A 15,268-nucleotide genomic window follows, 5' to 3' on the forward strand; every position below is an offset into this window, starting at 1 on the left:
GGCTTGAAATGCGAGACGCTGTACCCGGCGATCCCCGCAAGTGCTGCCAGGCTCAGGTCGTCCGCCAGGTTCGCTTCGATGTACTCGATCACGCGTTGCAGACGCCACGGCGCGAGTACATGGCGGGCTGTCGGTTGACCGACCATCGGTCGCGAGGACGATAGCGACAGCAACCTCACTGCCAGTGCACTGGCGAGGCTGTCGGCAAATAGCCGTCCGCCCGGATAGCCTTCGTCGGCTTCCGTCTTCATGAGCCATCCGATGCGTTCGACCTGCGGGTCACGAATATGGATGGCCGGCGCGAGGTCGGCAGCGTCACCCTGGTGCAGCGCTTCGGCGGCTTCCCGGAACAGGCTCGCCGGCATACGCAGCAGCAACGATCGGGCAGGGGCGGTGAGCGTCCAGCGCGTGGACGAACCCGCCGGCACGACGCAGAACTGCCCGTGCAGCCGGACACCCGATCGCTCCACGCGTCCCGCCCGGTAGGTGACCGGGACGGGTTCGCCGATGTGAAGACAAAGCACGTGGCGATGATCGACCGGTGAGTCGAAGCGGCCTTCGGGTACCGGCGAGGTGAGGGCATCCAGAAGCGCCACGCCATCGGCGTGCCCGGCGGCGAGCAGTGCCTCGGGCGGCGGTGGATAGCAGGCGGGACGCGGCGTCATGGGCCGATCGTTCTACCAGGCGGGGTCCAATGCAAGTGCCTGACGCCGATCATCCGTTTGTACTCGCGGTCGTCCCTTTGTGCGGGCGCCGTGGCCCCGCCACGCGACAGCATGACCCCATCGTCCCTCTGAAGGCACTCCGATGCAGCGTCGTGATTTCCTCCTGCGTACCGCGGCTGTCACCGCTGCCGCCCTGGTGGCGGGGCCGGTGTCGAAGCTGGCTCGTGCGTCATCCGTCACGCCACCCGAGCCGGGCATGAGCGAGGCCGCGTGGTTCGCGGCCAATCGCCGATACGCTTCACTGCCTTTCGGCCGCATCGCTTACGTCGAGCGGGGAAGAGGTCCAGCGGCGCTGTTTCTCCACGGCGCACCGTTGAATGGCTTCCAGTGGCGCGGTGCGATACAGCGACTGGCCTCCCTCCGGCGCTGCATCGCCCCGGACTTCATGGGACTGGGGTACTCCGATATTCCGAAGGAGCAATCCCTGGCGCCACGGGCGCAGGCGCAGATGCTCGCCGCCCTGCTGGACAGCCTGGGTGTGACCTCGGTCGACATCGTCGCCAGCGACAGCGGCACGGCCGTGGCTCAACTATTCCTCTGGCACTACCCGCAGCGGGTCCGAACGCTCCTGCTGACCAATGGCGATGTCGAAGTCGACAGCCCGCCTGCCGGCGTGAAGCCGGCGATCGACATGGCGAGGGCCGGCAAGCTCGCCGATGTCACGGCGACGTGGCTGACGGATCAAGCGTCGGCGCGATCCACCTTTGGCGCCGCCGTTTATCGTGATCCGTCCACACTGACAAATGCATCGATCGCGTATTACGTGACGCCCTTGGTGAGCTCGCCGCTGCGACGTTCGCAGTACGAGTCGTATCACCTCGAACTCGCGACAAATCCCCTGGTCGGTGTCGAAGCTGTGCTTTCCCGCAGCCCGGTCCCTACGCGGATGGTATGGGGCGCGAAGGACACACTCTTCGCCGTGAGTGACGCCCGGTATCTCGAGCGGACGGCTGGACAGTCGCGAGGCGTTCGCCTCGTCCCCGAAGGGAAGCTGTTCTTCCAGGAGGAATACCCGGAGGTGATCGCCGACGAGGCGAGGCGACTCTGGGGTGCCTGAGTAACCTTCATGGCGATCGTGCGGGCGTCCATGTGAAAAAGCATAGCCAGCTTGTCGCTATGCACGATTCCGTGAAACGATGGCTCCATTAGTCTGAAAGCATGGACGCTGCCATCCAAGCCCCTGGGGGAGAACACGTGACCTTCCTCGATAGCGCGATGCTGCTCGGCGTCGGCGTCCTTGCCCTCGACTTCCTGTCTTGGCGTTTCCTGCGCTTCGGCGGCAGGAAAGGCCACACGTTCGTGCGGATTCCACTCTTCCTCCTGCTGTCTTATGTCCTTTGGACACATGGCATGGTGCCGTTCGACGAGGCGCCCTGGAAAGGCGAGCCGCTGCGGCACTTTGTTGCCCAGGTGCTGGAACTGATGTGGTGGCTGCAGTTCGCGCAGATCGCCACGGCCTTGATGAGTGCCTTCGTCCTTCCGCAGGGGCTGCGCGAAAAACTCTTCCGCGACGTCGTGCGCGCCCTTACGTTCATGGGCGCCCTGGTCGCCGGCCTGGTTTTTGTCGTCAACCTTCCGATCGGCGGCCTCCTCGCGACCTCGGGCGCCGTGGCCATCGTTATCGGCCTCGCGGTGCAGAGCACGCTCGCGGATGTTTTCTCCGGCGTCGTGCTCAGCGCGACAGAACCTTTCAGCATTGGCGACTCGGTCACCATCGGTGATATCCAGGGCGAGGTCATCGAGAGCAACTGGCGTGCGACCACCTTGCTCAACGGCGACGGCAACACGGTCATCGTGCCGAACAGCTCCGCGGCCAAGTCGAACATCATCAACCAGAGCCGTCCGGAGAAGACCCACGGCGTGGATGTGCCTGTGCAGGTCACGACGCACGCCCGACCGGCCAGCGTGATCGCCGCGCTGACCGATGCGGTGACCAGCACCCGCGGCATTCTCGCGACGCCCGCGCCGACGGTGACCGCGACCGGACTCCACGGGAAACATGTCGATTACCGCGTGGTCGTCTACGTCGACGCGATGAGCGCGAAGGTGAAGGTGCGCAATCAACTCATCGACCAGATCCATCGGCACTTCCTTGCCAACGGCATCCCGCTTTCTTCTGGCCAGCCGGTGCATGACCTGTCCAAGGACGCGGTCAGCCTGCTTCGCGAGATCGAAATGTTCCGTTCGCTCAGCGAGGCGGAGCTGGGCCAGCTCGCCGACGCGATGGACAGAAAGCAGTTCGAGCCGGGCCAGATGATCTACGAGGTGGGCGTGCAGTGCCCGGACGAGCGCCGCGCGCTTTACATCGTCACCTCCGGCGTGGCCGGCCTGCTCGCGGAACACGCCGGACGCTACGTCGAGATCGCGCGTCTTTCACCGGGCGACGCCGTGGGCAGGGCGGGCGTGCTCACGGGTGAGAGTGTGCCCATCAAGCTGCGCGCCATCGGTCACGTGTCGGTTGCCTGGGTGCCCAAAGCCGCATTGACGCCGATCCTGCAGGCCAATCCAGCTGCCGGACAGGACATGCTGGACGGACTCGTCGCCTTCCAGGCGATCGCCTCCGAGGCGTTCAAGGACCTGCCCGTGCAAACCGATTCGCACGCGGATATCTTCCACCGGTTGCTTGCGGGCATGCGTCGCCTGCATGGCCTTTCGCAAAGGCATTGAACGTGGCTTATGTCAGGCCGGAACCCCGGCTTAGCGAACTGCAGGCGCGACGCGATTGATGCTCTCGACCGATCAGCCGCATTTCTCCAATGTGTTCCGGCGCATGACCGGCGAGACGCCAAGCCGCTGGCGGCTGGACAACAGGCCCCCCGCGCTCCGCGTGCTCACGTCCCAGGGGTGAAAGTGCGGATCAGCCGCCTTGCAGTGCCGGTTCGGCCGCTCGCAATTTCCTGCCGGGGCGGCTGGGCAGCGCGTGCCGCCAGATACGCCAGATGACCTGGCCGAACTGACGGGGCAGGGAGCCGGTGTTGTAGTGCTGGCCGTAGCGTGCGCAGATCTCTTTCACTTCAACGGCGATCGTGGCGTAGCGATTGGCCGGCAGGTCGGGGTAGAAGTGATGTTCGATCTGGTGGCTGAGGTTGCCCGACAGCACGTTCAGCAGCTTGCCGCCCGAGATGTTGGACGAGCCGCGAAGCTGGCGCAGGTACCAGTGACCACGCGATTCATTGCGGATCGACTCCTTCGGAAACACTTCGGCGTCAGCGGTGAAGTGGCCGCAGAAAATGATGACGAAGGTCCAGATGCTGCGCAGCGTGTTGGCAAGCATGTTGCCCAGCAGCACCGGCAGGAAGAACGGACCGGCCAGCAGCGGGAACACTACGTAATCCTTGAGCAGCTGACGACCCATCTTGCGGCGTACCGGGCGGAAATCGTCGCGCATCTGCGCGGTGGATTTCTTTCCGGCGAACCAGCGGCCCACACGAAGCTCCTGGATGGCCACGCCCCACTGGAACAGCACCATGAACACCATGGCGATGACCGGCTGCATCAGGTAGAACGGGCGCCAGCGCTGCTCAGGGAAAATACGCAGCAAGCCATAGCCGATGTCGTCGTCCATGCCGCGGACGTTCGTATAGGTGTGGTGCTGGAAGTTGTGCGTCTTGCGCCAGTTGTCACCGGTCGCGACGATGTCCCACTCATAGGTATGGCCGTTGAGCTTGGGATCGTTCATCCAGTCGTACTGGCCGTGCATGACGTTGTGGCCCAGCTCCATGTTCTCGAGGATCTTCGACAGGGCGAGCAACACGACGCCGGCGATCCACGCGGGAATCAGCACGCTGTGGACGAAGGCGCCGAGGAACAGGAGTGCGCGGCCGGCAACGCCGCACCAGCGCACGGAGGCCACGATCTTCCGGATGTACTTCGCGTCACGCTGGCCGATATCGGCGGTGACCCGGGCGCGGATGGCGTCGAGTTCATCACCGAAGGCCTGCAGGTCGGCGGGCGAGAGAGTGCGGTTGCGGACACGGCTCATAAGGGTACTCAGAGGTCCAGAATCAGGTCGGTGCTCGGCGCGCTGATGCACAGGCGCACTTGCGAAGAAGGTTCGCTGCTGAGATCACCGGTAAGGAGTTGGCGCGTGGTGCCCGACTGGCGCCCACAGGCACAGGTGTTGCAGATGCCCATGCGGCAGCCGTGGCGCGGACGAATGCCCTGCGCTTCGAGGCCTTCCAGCAGCGACTTCCCGCGAGGCAGTTGCAGCGTGCGACCGCTGCGCGCGAGATGCACCTCCACGACGCCTTCGTCACCGTCGACGCGTACAGGAACGCTGAAAGCTTCAGCGTCGAAGTGGGCGACCTTGCCGTCCAGGCGGCTGCGAGCGGCCTGCACGAAGCCACCCGGGCCGCACGCAAGAACGCGACGCCCGGCGAGCGCGGCGATCGCATCCAGCGACACGGTGTCGATGCGCGGATCCGGCGAGGCGTCCTCGCGGGTGAGCAAATAACGCACACGCAGGCGAGGATGGGCGGCCGCCAGGGCGTCCAGCTCGTCGACGAAGCACAGCTCGTCGCGGCGGCGTGCCCAGTACATCAGATCCACGTTGACCGGCATGCCGCGGGCCGCCAGCGAGCGAAGCAGCGCACGCATCGGCGTGATGCCGCTACCGGCGGCCAGGAGCAGGAGGTCGTCCTTCCCGTTCGGCAGCGCCATGTCGCCGAAGGCCGCTCCCAGCGCCACCACCTCACCGATCCGCGCGTCGCGAGCCAGATGGCCGCTGACCCGGCCGCCGGTGATCGCCTTGACCGTGATCGCAAGGTTCCCGTCGTCCAGGACGGTGGGGCTATAGCTGCGTTGCAAACGTCGCCCTTCGATCTCGACATGCACGTTGACGTGCTGGCCGGGGAGCAATCCCCGCCAATGGCGATTGGGCCGGAGAACGAGCGTGACCGCATCGCGGCTGGCCTGGGAGCGGGACACGAGCCTTGCCAGCGGCTGCTCCAGGGTCCACAGCGGGTTGATCCGCGTGGACCAGAAGTCGAACAGGGCCGGCGAGACCACGCGCCGGGCCAGGCGGACGGGCCACAGGGGCCGGGGGGCGAGAATCGCGTTCATGGGGGTCACTATACGCATGCTCATACACCTGTGTATACAGTTGTGCATTGGTGTCGACGGGTTATGATTGACCCTGCTTCCTTCATCGCCGCCCCATGACCTCGATCATCCTGACCCCGTCATCCGTCCTTCCGCTGCCGCGGAAGCCTGCGATTGCGCGTGAGGACCTGATCGTGGCCGCCCTCAAGCTGATCGGGCCGCACCGCAGCCTGTCGACGGTGAGCCTGCGCGAGGTAACGCGTGAAGCCGGCATCTCGCCGAACAGCTTCTATCGCCAGTTCCGCGACATGGACGAACTGGCCATCGCCCTGATCGACCTGGCCGGCCGCTCGCTGCGCACCATCATCGGCCAGGCGCGCGAGCGCGCCACGTCCACCGACCGCAGCGTGATCCGTGTGTCTGTCGAGACGTTCATGGAACAGCTGCGCGCGGACGACAAGCTGCTGCATGTGCTCCTGCGCGAAGGCGCGGTCGGCTCCGATGCCTTCAAACAGGCGGTCGAACGCGAATTGAGCTACTTCGAGGACGAGCTGCGGGTCGACCTGATCCGGCTGGCGGCCGCCGAGCGCGCCAGGCTGCATGAGCCCGCACTGGTGTCCAAGGCGATTACCCGCCTCGTGTTCGCCATGGGTGCTGTGGCGATGGACCAGCCGCCCGAGCGCGACCCCGAGCTGATCGAACAGATCTCGCAGATGCTGCGCATGATCATTACCGGGGCTCGCGTGTTGGATACCTCGGCGTCCTGACCTCGCCGTCCTGAACCGCGCGGTCGATCCACGTGCAAAATCGGCAGGTTCCCGGCAAGTCCGGTGACTGCCGCTCCCGCCAACGTCATGATGGCCTTGGGACAGGGAGAACACATGCCAGCACAGCATCGATCACGGCACGCGGCCGGAGCCAAGGTCGCGGCCATCCATCTCGACGAACTGGACCTGGCCACGCTGCGTCAGCTCGATGACACGAGCTTTCTGGCCATCGGTCGCCTCGACTGTGAGGTGTGCGGCCGCCTGGCCAGACTCGGGCTTGTCCTGAAGGAAGTTGACGAGTACTGGAAGATTACGCCGGCTGGCCGGCGCGTCATTCGCGCCCGGGAAGTCATTCGTCTCAGGAGCTAGTGGCAAACGAGCACCGGGATATCCGTGCTCAAGAGCACCTTATGCGTCTCGCTGCCGAGCAGCAGCCTGTCCAGCCCGCGGGTACCGTGCGAGCCCATGACGATGAGGTCGCAACCCTCGCGCGCCGCGATACTCACGATCTCGCAGTAGGGCCGACTGTCGACCACGGTTCGGCTGGTGAAAGGAACGCTGGCCGCCTGCGCCCTGGCGCACACGTCACTCAGATAATCGTGTGAACGTCTCGCCACGGCTTCCAGCAACGCCTCCGCTCCCTGGATTGCCTCAGCAATGACGGCAAAGGCTGGCGAGGGCGGCTCGACGCACAGCACGAAGACCTTTGCGCCGATTCGCGATGCCAAGCCGATCGCCTGATCCGCTGCGCGCCCCGCCGCGTCCGATCCGTCTGTCGCAATAAGGATGTGCTTGAACATGTTCGCCCTCGCTTTGTTGGCTCATGCAAACTTACACCCCGAATCGCCAGGCGCGTGTTGAACGTTTGTCGCAGGCAGCTGCCCACGGTGCCGGTAGCCGTCAGCTAGCGCGCGGCGCCAGGGCGGTGGAGACTTCCGGCGCGCCGTGCGGACCTTTCTCTCACCGACAATATTGTCGACCCACGTCTCATATGAGCCATCTCTTGCGTTCGAAAAAACGATGGATTGCACGTACGAGTTCTCGGGAGCGTTGCACGTGATTTTCCCGCGCGTTCTTTCAGCCAATCTTGCAGAATTGGCTACCCTGACAGGATATCGATCGGTCGCGCCCGACGAATAGTGACAGGTAAAGATGTAGTCAAACGGATCAGTACGCGCGACTGAATTGCTCAGGACGTAGTCGAACGTTACGAGATGCAATCTTCTGCGGAGGGTGAGGGCGACATCCCTGTTCTTGCTCAAACCATCAATTCGCAGGAATCGTCCCTTGATGTCGCCGTATTTCTCGGAAATCTCTCTCTGCTCGACAGACCTGCCCAGAGCGTCGAGACTGATGGGTTCCTCGACCGAGCTCAGGGCGAGATTCCCAGGAGAACGCTTGTTGCCCATCTCCATGAAATCGAAACCCGTTCCATGGAGGCTCGCGACGCCGCCAAATGGCTTCTCATGTTCGAAGTCAATCTTGAATTCCGGGGTCGCGTTCGGGCCGTGCGCCCTAACAGGGGAAGCCGCGCTCAGGGAAATGGCAAGAGCGGTGATAGCCGAAGTGGTGAAAGTCCATTTCATGCCGGCATTCCGTGATCGAGTAATCAATGGCAACGATATTGCGAACCTCCGGTGGTCGGAAGTAAAACGCGTGCGAGTCCGACCACTTTCGTGGTGCATAAAGGGAAGTTCCGATCGTTAGCCGCTGTTTCTGAACACTATGCAGAAACTCCAGTACCTGGAAGCTTTCAGGTCCGTCTTGAAAATGATGAGGAGGCATCCGGTTGAATGCCCGTTGTCAGGGGAGCACTATCCAGACTGCGCCGAGGACACGATGTCCCTACGATGCGCTATCGGGAGAGATCAAGGATGAATGCTCGCGATTCAGAATGGATTCGGCGATTCGGTCGGCAGGAGAGCCTCCTTCCGCAGAAACTGCCTGACGTATTACGAGGCAGTACGGTGATCCTGGTGGGCCTCGGAGCCATTGGCGGCGCAGCGCTGCACGTTCTGGCAAGAAGCGGCACAGGTCGATTCGTCTTGATCGACCCCGATGCGATCGCTGTCGAGAATGTCGCGGGCCAGCTTTTCGCTTCCACGACAACGCTCGGAGTGGACAAAGCAGAAGTCGGGYGAAGGCTGATTCTGGATATCAATCCTGATGCCACAGTCTCGATTATCGAGAAGACGTCCGACCTGGACACACTGTGCGCTGTGATGTCTGACGCCGACGTCGTCGTGCTCGGTATGGATACGCTGGCTGCAGGGATCGCCTGTTATCGAGCCGCGCGCGTAACACATACGCCGGTAATCGATTTCCTCTACTTTCCTACACCCAATGTAGTCTCCACGTTTCCGGGCGAACCGCCCCCAGAGATGCGGTTCAACTATCCCACCCAGGGTTTGACTGGTGAAGCTCTGGATCAAGACGTTATCGTTGCGGACGCTCTGCTGCGAGTCGTTGCATACGGATTTGCGTGTTGCCCCGATGTCTTCCATGCGATGGATGGGAGGCTTATTCCGATGCTTAGACGATTCCTCCGCTTCGAGGGTCCGGTCCCCAGCTTTGCGCCCCTGACGGTGGAAACCGGGGCGCTTATGGCAAGAGAAGCACTCTGCGCCATTGCGCATGTTCATGGTATCGGCTTCGCCCGTCTGGGCTGGCCAGCCTTCTATATCGATACCTATAACGGACGCGCAATCCGGCCGTCGTCAGTTTGGCTGAGTCGGCTGCCAGGTGCGAAGGCGTGGCTGCACAGGCTTCGCGCATTGAGGGATGGATAGGGATCAGGGTGTGCATCGAAGCAAGGATGCTTATCAAAATGGAAACGTCCATCTCAGTGGTACATGCAGATACCGCCCAGCGGCGACATGCGCTTCGTTCCCTTTGGAACGAGGTTTTCTTGAAGGAGCTTCGCTACGACGAATCAGCGCTCGAGGAAAGTGCGCTCGTCCGAAAAGCCAACGCTCAGGGGCAAACCTTCTTGGCGATCGATGCCGAAGGGCATGCCGTCGGCGGGCTTTCGGTGGATTGGTGGCGCGGCATGGACGTCTCCCACCAGGATATTTCGAGATACCAACTCTCGAGATTCTCGGAGCCGTTTTCGAGCGAATCCGTAGCCACCGCCAGAAAATGGCTCGTCCGTTCGTCCCATCGGAAGACAGGCGTGGCCTTTAGCCTTGTTCGATCGCTGTTTCTCTTTACTGCGAGTCACGAGGAGATTCGCTTTGTAGTGATGGACAGCGGTCCCGCAATGGTCGACAAGTATCGCGCGCTTGGATTCAGGCAGTACGCGCCGTCGTTTAACTATTCGACGGGGGAGCTTGGTTTTCCAATGTGCCTCGTACTGAACGATTTTCGATATCTGGTCGAGACAAACGCGCTTCTTCTTCCTTGCCTGATCGATTGCGGATACAAAGATAGCGTGGAATCGCACGATTATTGGAATGTGGTGACGGGCGGATAGTTCCCCGATGCTGTACCAGGGCGCACGCGGAATAGTCGGGCCGAAGAGTATGCCTATCTGCTATCGCGGAGCAGCGTCAGGTCATTGAATTTGCGTCGCTCGATGACTTCGTTGACTTTGCCGTCGGCACCGCGACGAAATAAGAGGAGGTTTCTCTCGTCATCGCTACCCATGAAAATGTCACCACCCAGCGGCTGCAGCACGTTGGCGGTGCCGCCGGCGCGCGTGCTGTAGCTGAGCTCACCGTCCGTGTTCACGACGGTCCATGCCCTCGTGGGAGCATAGCGATAGGTCCCTGTGTAGTCGTCGTTGTGCACATTTTTCACGGCGAGCCTTGGCGGCTCGGTCGGTAGTGTTACGTCCGCATACCCCACCACCTTCCAGTCACTGCCTTGCTTCACGTAGGTCAGCAGTGCCTTGTATCGCACAGTGAGTTTCTGTCCGAAGGCACTTTCCTGTTCATATTCCTCCACCTGCAGGAGCGCGGTGTTTTCATGTTGGATCACGTGCGGATCGCGAAGCTCGATGCTGCCGGAAAAGCCCTCGGGGAAGGGATGAAGCGAGGCGATCGTGTCCGCCTTATTCGTCACCCGCCCGAATTCGTCGATCAACACCGCGTCATCGGCGAGAAGGCGCTGCCACGTGATTTTGTCTCCTTTGGGGATGGCGTCGACCCGGGCCTGCGTGGAAGCAAGCAGTTCCCTCGTCAACGACGTGGGAGCGTCCGCCGCCGAGGCGGTCGTACACAAGGTCAGTAGCGAAAGAGCGCAGAGAGCCGGGGTACGCATCGCGATACGAGCCTCCTCAGGAAAGGTCGAGAGCTAGCTTCACCCCAGGGCTTCGTCCTTCGCAAGGGCCAAGGTAAAGCCCATAACCGCCGCGCCGGCAAGGGCCAGGGGAGGCGTCAACCCCCAACGCAGCACCAGGAAAGCACCCAGGGCAGCACCGGCGAACAAGGCCACGATCGCGCGAACTCGTCGGCCAGGATTCTGCCCGGGGCCGCCGGCGAGACGAGAATCGGCAGCCAGACCAGTAATGGTCCGGGTGACCACCGTGGTGGTCAGGTCCGGCACGTTCAGCTGTCGCACGGTGGCGTTGCGCGCGCCCATGGCGATGGCAATCAGGGCGATGAGGGTAAGACGAAGGCCCACGGCGGTATCGGAGGGCGCGGCCAGTGCACAGGCCGCGGCGATCCAGAGCAAGCCGGCCTCGATCGACGCGGAAACGATGAGCCAACGGCGCCGGCTGCGATTGACGAAAAATCGGCCGAGACGCCCGGCGCCCACCGCGCCGAGGGCGAAGGCGACGAGCGCCAGGATATAGAGCTCCCAGTGGAATCCTTGAGCCCCTGCGGCGGCGAACCCGAGGAACACGACGTTGCCAGTCATGTTCGCGGTAAACACCTTGCCCAGGCCGAGCACACTCGTCGCGTCGACGATACCCGTGGTCAGCGAAAGCAAGGTGAGCAGGACGACCAGCGGGTCCCGATCGGCTATCGGCGCCGGTGCAGGCATGGGCTCATTCCAGTGGCGCCATATCGAACACCAGCACCTCGCTGTCGACGCCATCGCTCAGGACCACGCGTTGCTCGGCGGTGATCTTCGCCGCGTCGCCTGCCGATAGCGGATGGCCGTTGACGTGCACCGTACCGCGTACGACGTGCACGTACGCCAGCCGCTCGTAGTCGATATTGTGATGCGCGGTTTCGTCCGGACCGAACAGGCCTGCGTAGATCCGTACGTCCTGGTGCACGGTCACCGAGCCGTGTTCGCCACTCTGGCTGGCAACCAGGCGCAGCTTGCCGCGCTTTTCAGAGTCCGGGTAGGTCTTTTGCTCGTATCCGGGCTTCAGGTGCAGTTCGTTGGGGATGATCCAGATCTGCAGGAAGTGGGTCAGCGTCTTCGCGTGGTTCTCTTCCGAGTGGGTCACGCCGCTGCCTGCGGACATGATCTGCACTTCGCCGGGGCGGATCACGACCTTGTTGCCCATGGAATCGCTGTGGGCCAGTTCGCCCTCGAGCACGTAGCTGATGATTTCCATGTCGCGGTGGGAGTGCGTGCCGAAGCCGGCGCCGGCAGCGACCCGGTCTTCGTTGATGACGCGAAGCGGCCCGAAGTGCATGTGGTCCTCGTCGCGGTAGTCGGCGAACGAGAAGCTGTGGTGCGAATCGAGCCAGCCATGGTTGGCGTGGCCGCGGTCGGCTGCGTGGCGGATGACGAACATGGGCTAACTCCGGAGCAGGGAGGGGGATGGCCGGGTCTGTGGCCAGCATACCTGCGTACGCTAAAGGAGCGTCGATGCAAGCTCTTGCACAAAGCACTGCTTTACCGGCCGATGGCGGCGGAGTGTCACGAAGCGGGGCTAAACTGGGTCATCCTTCGCTTCAGGTTGCCTCGGTGACGTCCCTCGAACCCATTGTCTCGTCCGGTGAACTGACCGCGCTGCGGTTGATAGATATCGCTTACACCATCGATCTCGTGCAAGCCCAGACGCTCTGGGCCGCGCGGGCGAGCAGCGCGTTCAACCGTTCGCACCTGTCCAGCACACCGCCCAAGGCGGTGGCTTTTGGCGTGGCCCCGTTATGGCTTGCGCTGGGCGAAGTCGAGTTGATGCTGGGGTCGGGGCCTGTCGCGGTGCAGCTTTCCGTGCGCCTCTACGACTTCGGCGTGGCGGCGCTGGCGGCGCGGGTCAAGGTCAAGGACCAGTCCTGGAGCCAGTTTGTCGCCGATTTCGACGCACTCGACCGTCTGCTCGGACCGGCCGGCCCCCTGGACTTCTGGACGGAGCTGCTCGCGCGCGTTCGCGACATCATTTCGCCCGCGCTGGACCGCCCCGCGATCGACGCTTCCCTTGAAGAGGACTATCTGATCGGGACGGTGCATGGGTTCGACGAACCGATGGATGCCGTCGCCCTGAAGGAACGCGTCGACCTGACCAGCCTTCTCTCCGGCGAAAAACGGCGCCTGTCGCCTGCTGCCCGGAAGGAACTGATGTCGCGCAGTTTTTCCTACTACGCGGACGACCTAGTGGTGCTCACCTGGGATCGTGCCTTCATCTACGAGCCCCGGCGTGATTCCGACGTGGCCGACGTGATCGAAGTGGCTAACGCCCAGCTCGTCGAATTCCGCTACTACGACACCTTGCTCGACGACGAGCTGCCGCGGATGTATGACAGGGTGGAGAACGCGCGCAGTGCCGCATCGGTCTTTGCATCGCGGCGCTTCGCCAACCTGGCCCGCCGGCTGTACACGCTCGTCGCCGAGGTGACCGAGCTGACCGAGCGTGTGGACAACGCCTTGCAAGTCACCGAGGACGTCTACCTGGCGCGCGTCTACAGCACCGCCCTGGGGCTGTTCCGCGTGCCGACGCTGGGCGCCTCCGTGGACCGCAAGCTCGCCATCATCCGCGACACCTATGCCGCACTTTACGAGGAAGCCTCCAGCCGCCGCGCCGAGCTGCTGGAGATCTCCATCGTCGTGCTGATCATGCTGGAAATCACCATCACGCTAGTGCGCGGCTGGTAGACGGTTCGCGGACAGGCGAAGGCCGGTGGCCTTGCAGACATCGATATCGCGGTAGACCTGGCTTCGCCCATCGCGAAACGTGACCTGCACATCGCGAAGGCATGCGCCCCCGGGCAGCCGCACCGTGGTCGAGGTGAGTCCGCCCTGGAGGGGTTCACGCAGGTCGATCGGCTCGTAGCCGCCGGCAGAACCCGTCGTGACCGCGAGCGCCGTGACGCTGTCGAAGCTGCCATTGACGATGCGGAAGAGGCGTCCCGGGCTTGCCGGCGGCTGAAAGTCGGCGGCGATGACGGGACCTGCCACGGCAAGGATGGCCAGGGCCGCGAGGGTACGGGCGAAACGAATCGGGCGCATGTGCATGGGGCTGTCCTTGGCTGATCGAGGCTCCAGGGAAGCGCTTCGGGAACCATGCGGAAAGCGATTCGGGACGAATCGTCGTAGCGCGCTGACGAATCGTAGTGGGCCATACGTCACGCTTCCCGGCGTCGCGGGCACGGCCTAACATGGCTCGCTATCCCAGATCGGACGCATCGCCATGAAGGTTCGACTCGGTACCGCACAGATCGGACTTGCCCGTTACGTCGGCCTGTGGACCATCGTCGCCGTGGTGTTCGCCGAGCAGCACTACCTGCAGGACGACCTCTCGGGCCATACATGGAGCATCTTCGATTACCTGCGCTGGTCGCTGATCCAGTGGTACACCTGGGCCGCACTGGCGCCGCAGGTGTTCCGGCTGGCGGCGAGGTATCCCATTCGCCCACCCGTGCGATTGCGCGGACTGGGCATGCAGCTGCCCTTGAGTTTTGGCGTGACGCTGCTGGCGCAGATCATCGGTGCGTTCATCTCGATGTTTACCGAAGGCAGCTCCCTTGGCGAACAGCTGAGTCAGTTTGTCGGGCAGCACTTCGCCACGGGATTGCTTACCTATTGGGCGCTGTTTGCGATCCAGCAAGCCATGCACTTCCACGACGAGAAGACGCGCCGCGAAGTCGAGACCGGGCGTCTTGCCACCGAGCTCGCACAATCACGACTGCAGGCTCTGAAATCGCAGTTGCAGCCGCATTTCCTGTTCAACACGCTGCATGCCATCGCCACCTTGCTCAAGGAAGACGCACTCTCGGCAGAAGATATGCTGCTGCGCCTGAGTGAGCTGCTTCGTGCCTTTCTCGAAGACTACGATGGCCAGGAAATAAGCTTGCGGCGCGAGCTGGTGTTGCTGGACCTTTATCTCGGCATCCAGCAGATGCGCTTCAAGGACCGCCTGACCACGCGAATCTATGTGTCGCCGGATACGCTGGACTGTGCGGTCCCCAGCCTGATCCTCCAACCCATCGTCGAGAACGCCATTCGACACGGTATCGGGGAACGACTGGGCGTCGACTGTATCGAGATCGAGAGTCGCCGCGACGGCGATACACTTCGCATTGAAGTGCGCAATCGAAACAGCACGCTCGAAAAGGAAGGACAAACCATCGGCAAGAGTGCAGGGCACGGCATTGGCTTGTCCAACACGGAGTTACGTTTGCGCGAACTCTATGGAGACGCCGCCCACGTCCGTCTGGACATGATCTGGCCACAGGGTGTGGTTTGCCGGATCCAGCTGCCGTTTCGTGAGATCGAGGAAATCGATGACGCACCCGAGGTCGTGACTGCATGACGATCACCGCGCTGGTCGTCGATGACGAGCCGCTCGCCCGCAGCGCCATCGTGCGCCTGCTGCGCGACGATCCGGACATCGAG

The 15,268-nt window shown here is 62.9% G+C and carries 17 protein-coding genes; 8 read left to right on the forward strand and 9 right to left on the reverse strand.

Annotated elements, in window-relative coordinates; all coding sequences use genetic code 11:
- On the reverse strand, positions 1 to 665 hold a 665-nt coding region (locus tag AC1DSN_RS09075), incomplete at its 3' end, for a helix-turn-helix domain-containing protein (RefSeq protein WP_477330387.1).
- A 142-nt stretch (positions 666 to 807) separates the two neighbouring features.
- Here AC1DSN_RS09075 and AC1DSN_RS09080 point away from each other — a divergent pair.
- The gene (locus tag AC1DSN_RS09080) at positions 808 to 1,782 is read left to right on the forward strand and encodes an alpha/beta fold hydrolase (RefSeq protein ID WP_477330389.1); all 975 of its coding nucleotides are present in this window, start codon (positions 808 to 810) and stop codon (positions 1,780 to 1,782) included.
- A 137-nt stretch (positions 1,783 to 1,919) separates the two neighbouring features.
- On the forward strand, positions 1,920 to 3,392 hold the full coding sequence (locus AC1DSN_RS09085) for a mechanosensitive ion channel domain-containing protein (RefSeq protein ID WP_477330391.1): 1,473 nt from the start codon (positions 1,920 to 1,922) through the stop codon (positions 3,390 to 3,392).
- Positions 3,393 to 3,582: 190 nt separating this feature from the next.
- Here the strand turns inward: AC1DSN_RS09085 and AC1DSN_RS09090 are convergent, their stop codons facing one another.
- Both AC1DSN_RS09090 and AC1DSN_RS09095 read right to left on the reverse strand, forming a co-directional pair.
- Complete coding sequence (locus tag AC1DSN_RS09090) at positions 3,583 to 4,707, reverse strand: fatty acid desaturase family protein (RefSeq protein ID WP_477296893.1); 1,125 nt, start codon at positions 4,705 to 4,707, stop codon at positions 3,583 to 3,585.
- Between the two features lie 8 nt (positions 4,708 to 4,715).
- Positions 4,716 to 5,786, reverse strand: coding sequence for a ferredoxin reductase (locus AC1DSN_RS09095; protein WP_477296899.1), 1,071 nt, complete (start codon positions 5,784 to 5,786; stop codon positions 4,716 to 4,718).
- A gap of 95 nt (positions 5,787 to 5,881) precedes the next feature.
- Here AC1DSN_RS09095 and fabR point away from each other — a divergent pair, with 95 nt between their 5' ends.
- Together fabR and AC1DSN_RS09105 are read left to right on the forward strand one after the other, a co-directional pair.
- Positions 5,882 to 6,532: an HTH-type transcriptional repressor FabR gene (fabR, locus tag AC1DSN_RS09100; RefSeq protein WP_213947226.1), complete on the forward strand. Its 651-nt coding sequence runs from the start codon at positions 5,882 to 5,884 to the stop codon at positions 6,530 to 6,532.
- 114 nt (positions 6,533 to 6,646) lie between these two features.
- Positions 6,647 to 6,901, forward strand: coding sequence for a hypothetical protein (locus AC1DSN_RS09105; RefSeq protein ID WP_477296891.1), 255 nt, complete (start codon positions 6,647 to 6,649; stop codon positions 6,899 to 6,901).
- Here the strand turns inward: AC1DSN_RS09105 and AC1DSN_RS09110 are convergent.
- Together AC1DSN_RS09110 and AC1DSN_RS09115 are read right to left on the reverse strand one after the other, a co-directional pair.
- Entirely contained in the window at positions 6,898 to 7,332 is a 435-nt protein-coding gene (locus AC1DSN_RS09110) for a universal stress protein (RefSeq protein WP_477296890.1), read from the reverse strand. The two genes, AC1DSN_RS09105 and AC1DSN_RS09110, sit on opposite strands and share 4 nt — an antisense overlap.
- A gap of 21 nt (positions 7,333 to 7,353) precedes the next feature.
- A complete protein-coding gene (locus tag AC1DSN_RS09115; RefSeq protein WP_477330393.1) occupies positions 7,354 to 8,118 on the reverse strand; it encodes a hypothetical protein in 765 nt (254 codons plus the stop codon).
- Between the two features lie 288 nt (positions 8,119 to 8,406).
- Between AC1DSN_RS09115 and AC1DSN_RS09120 the strand changes: the two genes are divergently transcribed.
- Both AC1DSN_RS09120 and AC1DSN_RS09125 read left to right on the forward strand, forming a co-directional pair.
- Positions 8,407 to 9,321, forward strand: coding sequence for a ThiF family adenylyltransferase (locus tag AC1DSN_RS09120; RefSeq protein ID WP_477330395.1), 915 nt, complete (start codon positions 8,407 to 8,409; stop codon positions 9,319 to 9,321).
- A 38-nt stretch (positions 9,322 to 9,359) separates the two neighbouring features.
- Complete coding sequence (locus AC1DSN_RS09125; RefSeq protein WP_477295993.1) at positions 9,360 to 10,004, forward strand: hypothetical protein; 645 nt, start codon at positions 9,360 to 9,362, stop codon at positions 10,002 to 10,004.
- 53 nt (positions 10,005 to 10,057) lie between these two features.
- Here AC1DSN_RS09125 and AC1DSN_RS09130 read toward each other — a convergent pair whose 3' ends face one another.
- From AC1DSN_RS09130 to AC1DSN_RS09140, 3 genes are read right to left on the reverse strand one after another with little or no spacing between them, the layout of a single operon-like run.
- The gene (locus AC1DSN_RS09130; protein ID WP_477295994.1) at positions 10,058 to 10,792 is read right to left on the reverse strand and encodes a nuclear transport factor 2 family protein; all 735 of its coding nucleotides are present in this window, start codon (positions 10,790 to 10,792) and stop codon (positions 10,058 to 10,060) included.
- Positions 10,793 to 10,831: 39 nt separating this feature from the next.
- Positions 10,832 to 11,518, reverse strand: coding sequence for a YoaK family protein (locus tag AC1DSN_RS09135; protein ID WP_477295995.1), 687 nt, complete (start codon positions 11,516 to 11,518; stop codon positions 10,832 to 10,834).
- A gap of 4 nt (positions 11,519 to 11,522) precedes the next feature.
- Positions 11,523 to 12,227, reverse strand: coding sequence for a pirin family protein (locus AC1DSN_RS09140; RefSeq protein WP_477295996.1), 705 nt, complete (start codon positions 12,225 to 12,227; stop codon positions 11,523 to 11,525).
- Between the two features lie 38 nt (positions 12,228 to 12,265).
- Between AC1DSN_RS09140 and AC1DSN_RS09145 the strand changes: the two genes are divergently transcribed.
- Positions 12,266 to 13,528, forward strand: coding sequence for a hypothetical protein (locus AC1DSN_RS09145; RefSeq protein ID WP_477330397.1), 1,263 nt, complete (start codon positions 12,266 to 12,268; stop codon positions 13,526 to 13,528).
- Here AC1DSN_RS09145 and AC1DSN_RS09150 read toward each other — a convergent pair.
- Entirely contained in the window at positions 13,511 to 13,888 is a 378-nt protein-coding gene (locus tag AC1DSN_RS09150; RefSeq protein ID WP_477295998.1) for a hypothetical protein, read from the reverse strand. The genes AC1DSN_RS09145 and AC1DSN_RS09150 overlap by 18 nt on opposite strands.
- A 175-nt stretch (positions 13,889 to 14,063) precedes the next feature.
- Between AC1DSN_RS09150 and AC1DSN_RS09155 the strand changes: the two genes are divergently transcribed.
- Positions 14,064 to 15,185, forward strand: coding sequence for a sensor histidine kinase (locus AC1DSN_RS09155; RefSeq protein WP_477295999.1), 1,122 nt, complete (start codon positions 14,064 to 14,066; stop codon positions 15,183 to 15,185).
- The last annotated feature ends 83 nt before the right edge of the window (positions 15,186 to 15,268 follow it).

This window comes from Luteibacter sp. P4_D7_3, assembly GCF_056401735.1.

Excerpts from the sequence above, each read along its gene's own strand:
- AC1DSN_RS09135 (WP_477295995.1), bottom strand. The coding sequence starts at position 11,518 with ATGCCTGCACCGGCGCCGATAGCCGATCGGGACCCGCTGGTCGTCCTG.
- AC1DSN_RS09125 (WP_477295993.1), top strand. The coding sequence starts at position 9,360 with ATGGAAACGTCCATCTCAGTGGTACATGCAGATACCGCCCAGCGGCGA.
- AC1DSN_RS09105 (WP_477296891.1), top strand. The coding sequence starts at position 6,647 with ATGCCAGCACAGCATCGATCACGGCACGCGGCCGGAGCCAAGGTCGCG.
- fabR (WP_213947226.1), top strand. The coding sequence starts at position 5,882 with ATGACCTCGATCATCCTGACCCCGTCATCCGTCCTTCCGCTGCCGCGG.
- AC1DSN_RS09080 (WP_477330389.1), top strand. The coding sequence starts at position 808 with ATGCAGCGTCGTGATTTCCTCCTGCGTACCGCGGCTGTCACCGCTGCC.
- AC1DSN_RS09090 (WP_477296893.1), bottom strand. The coding sequence starts at position 4,707 with ATGAGCCGTGTCCGCAACCGCACTCTCTCGCCCGCCGACCTGCAGGCC.
- AC1DSN_RS09140 (WP_477295996.1), bottom strand. The coding sequence starts at position 12,227 with ATGTTCGTCATCCGCCACGCAGCCGACCGCGGCCACGCCAACCATGGC.
- AC1DSN_RS09130 (WP_477295994.1), bottom strand. The coding sequence starts at position 10,792 with ATGCGTACCCCGGCTCTCTGCGCTCTTTCGCTACTGACCTTGTGTACG.
- AC1DSN_RS09110 (WP_477296890.1), bottom strand. The coding sequence starts at position 7,332 with ATGTTCAAGCACATCCTTATTGCGACAGACGGATCGGACGCGGCGGGG.
- AC1DSN_RS09150 (WP_477295998.1), bottom strand. The coding sequence starts at position 13,888 with ATGCACATGCGCCCGATTCGTTTCGCCCGTACCCTCGCGGCCCTGGCC.
- AC1DSN_RS09155 (WP_477295999.1), top strand. The coding sequence starts at position 14,064 with ATGAAGGTTCGACTCGGTACCGCACAGATCGGACTTGCCCGTTACGTC.
- AC1DSN_RS09095 (WP_477296899.1), bottom strand. The coding sequence starts at position 5,786 with ATGAACGCGATTCTCGCCCCCCGGCCCCTGTGGCCCGTCCGCCTGGCC.
- AC1DSN_RS09115 (WP_477330393.1), bottom strand. The coding sequence starts at position 8,118 with ATGAAATGGACTTTCACCACTTCGGCTATCACCGCTCTTGCCATTTCC.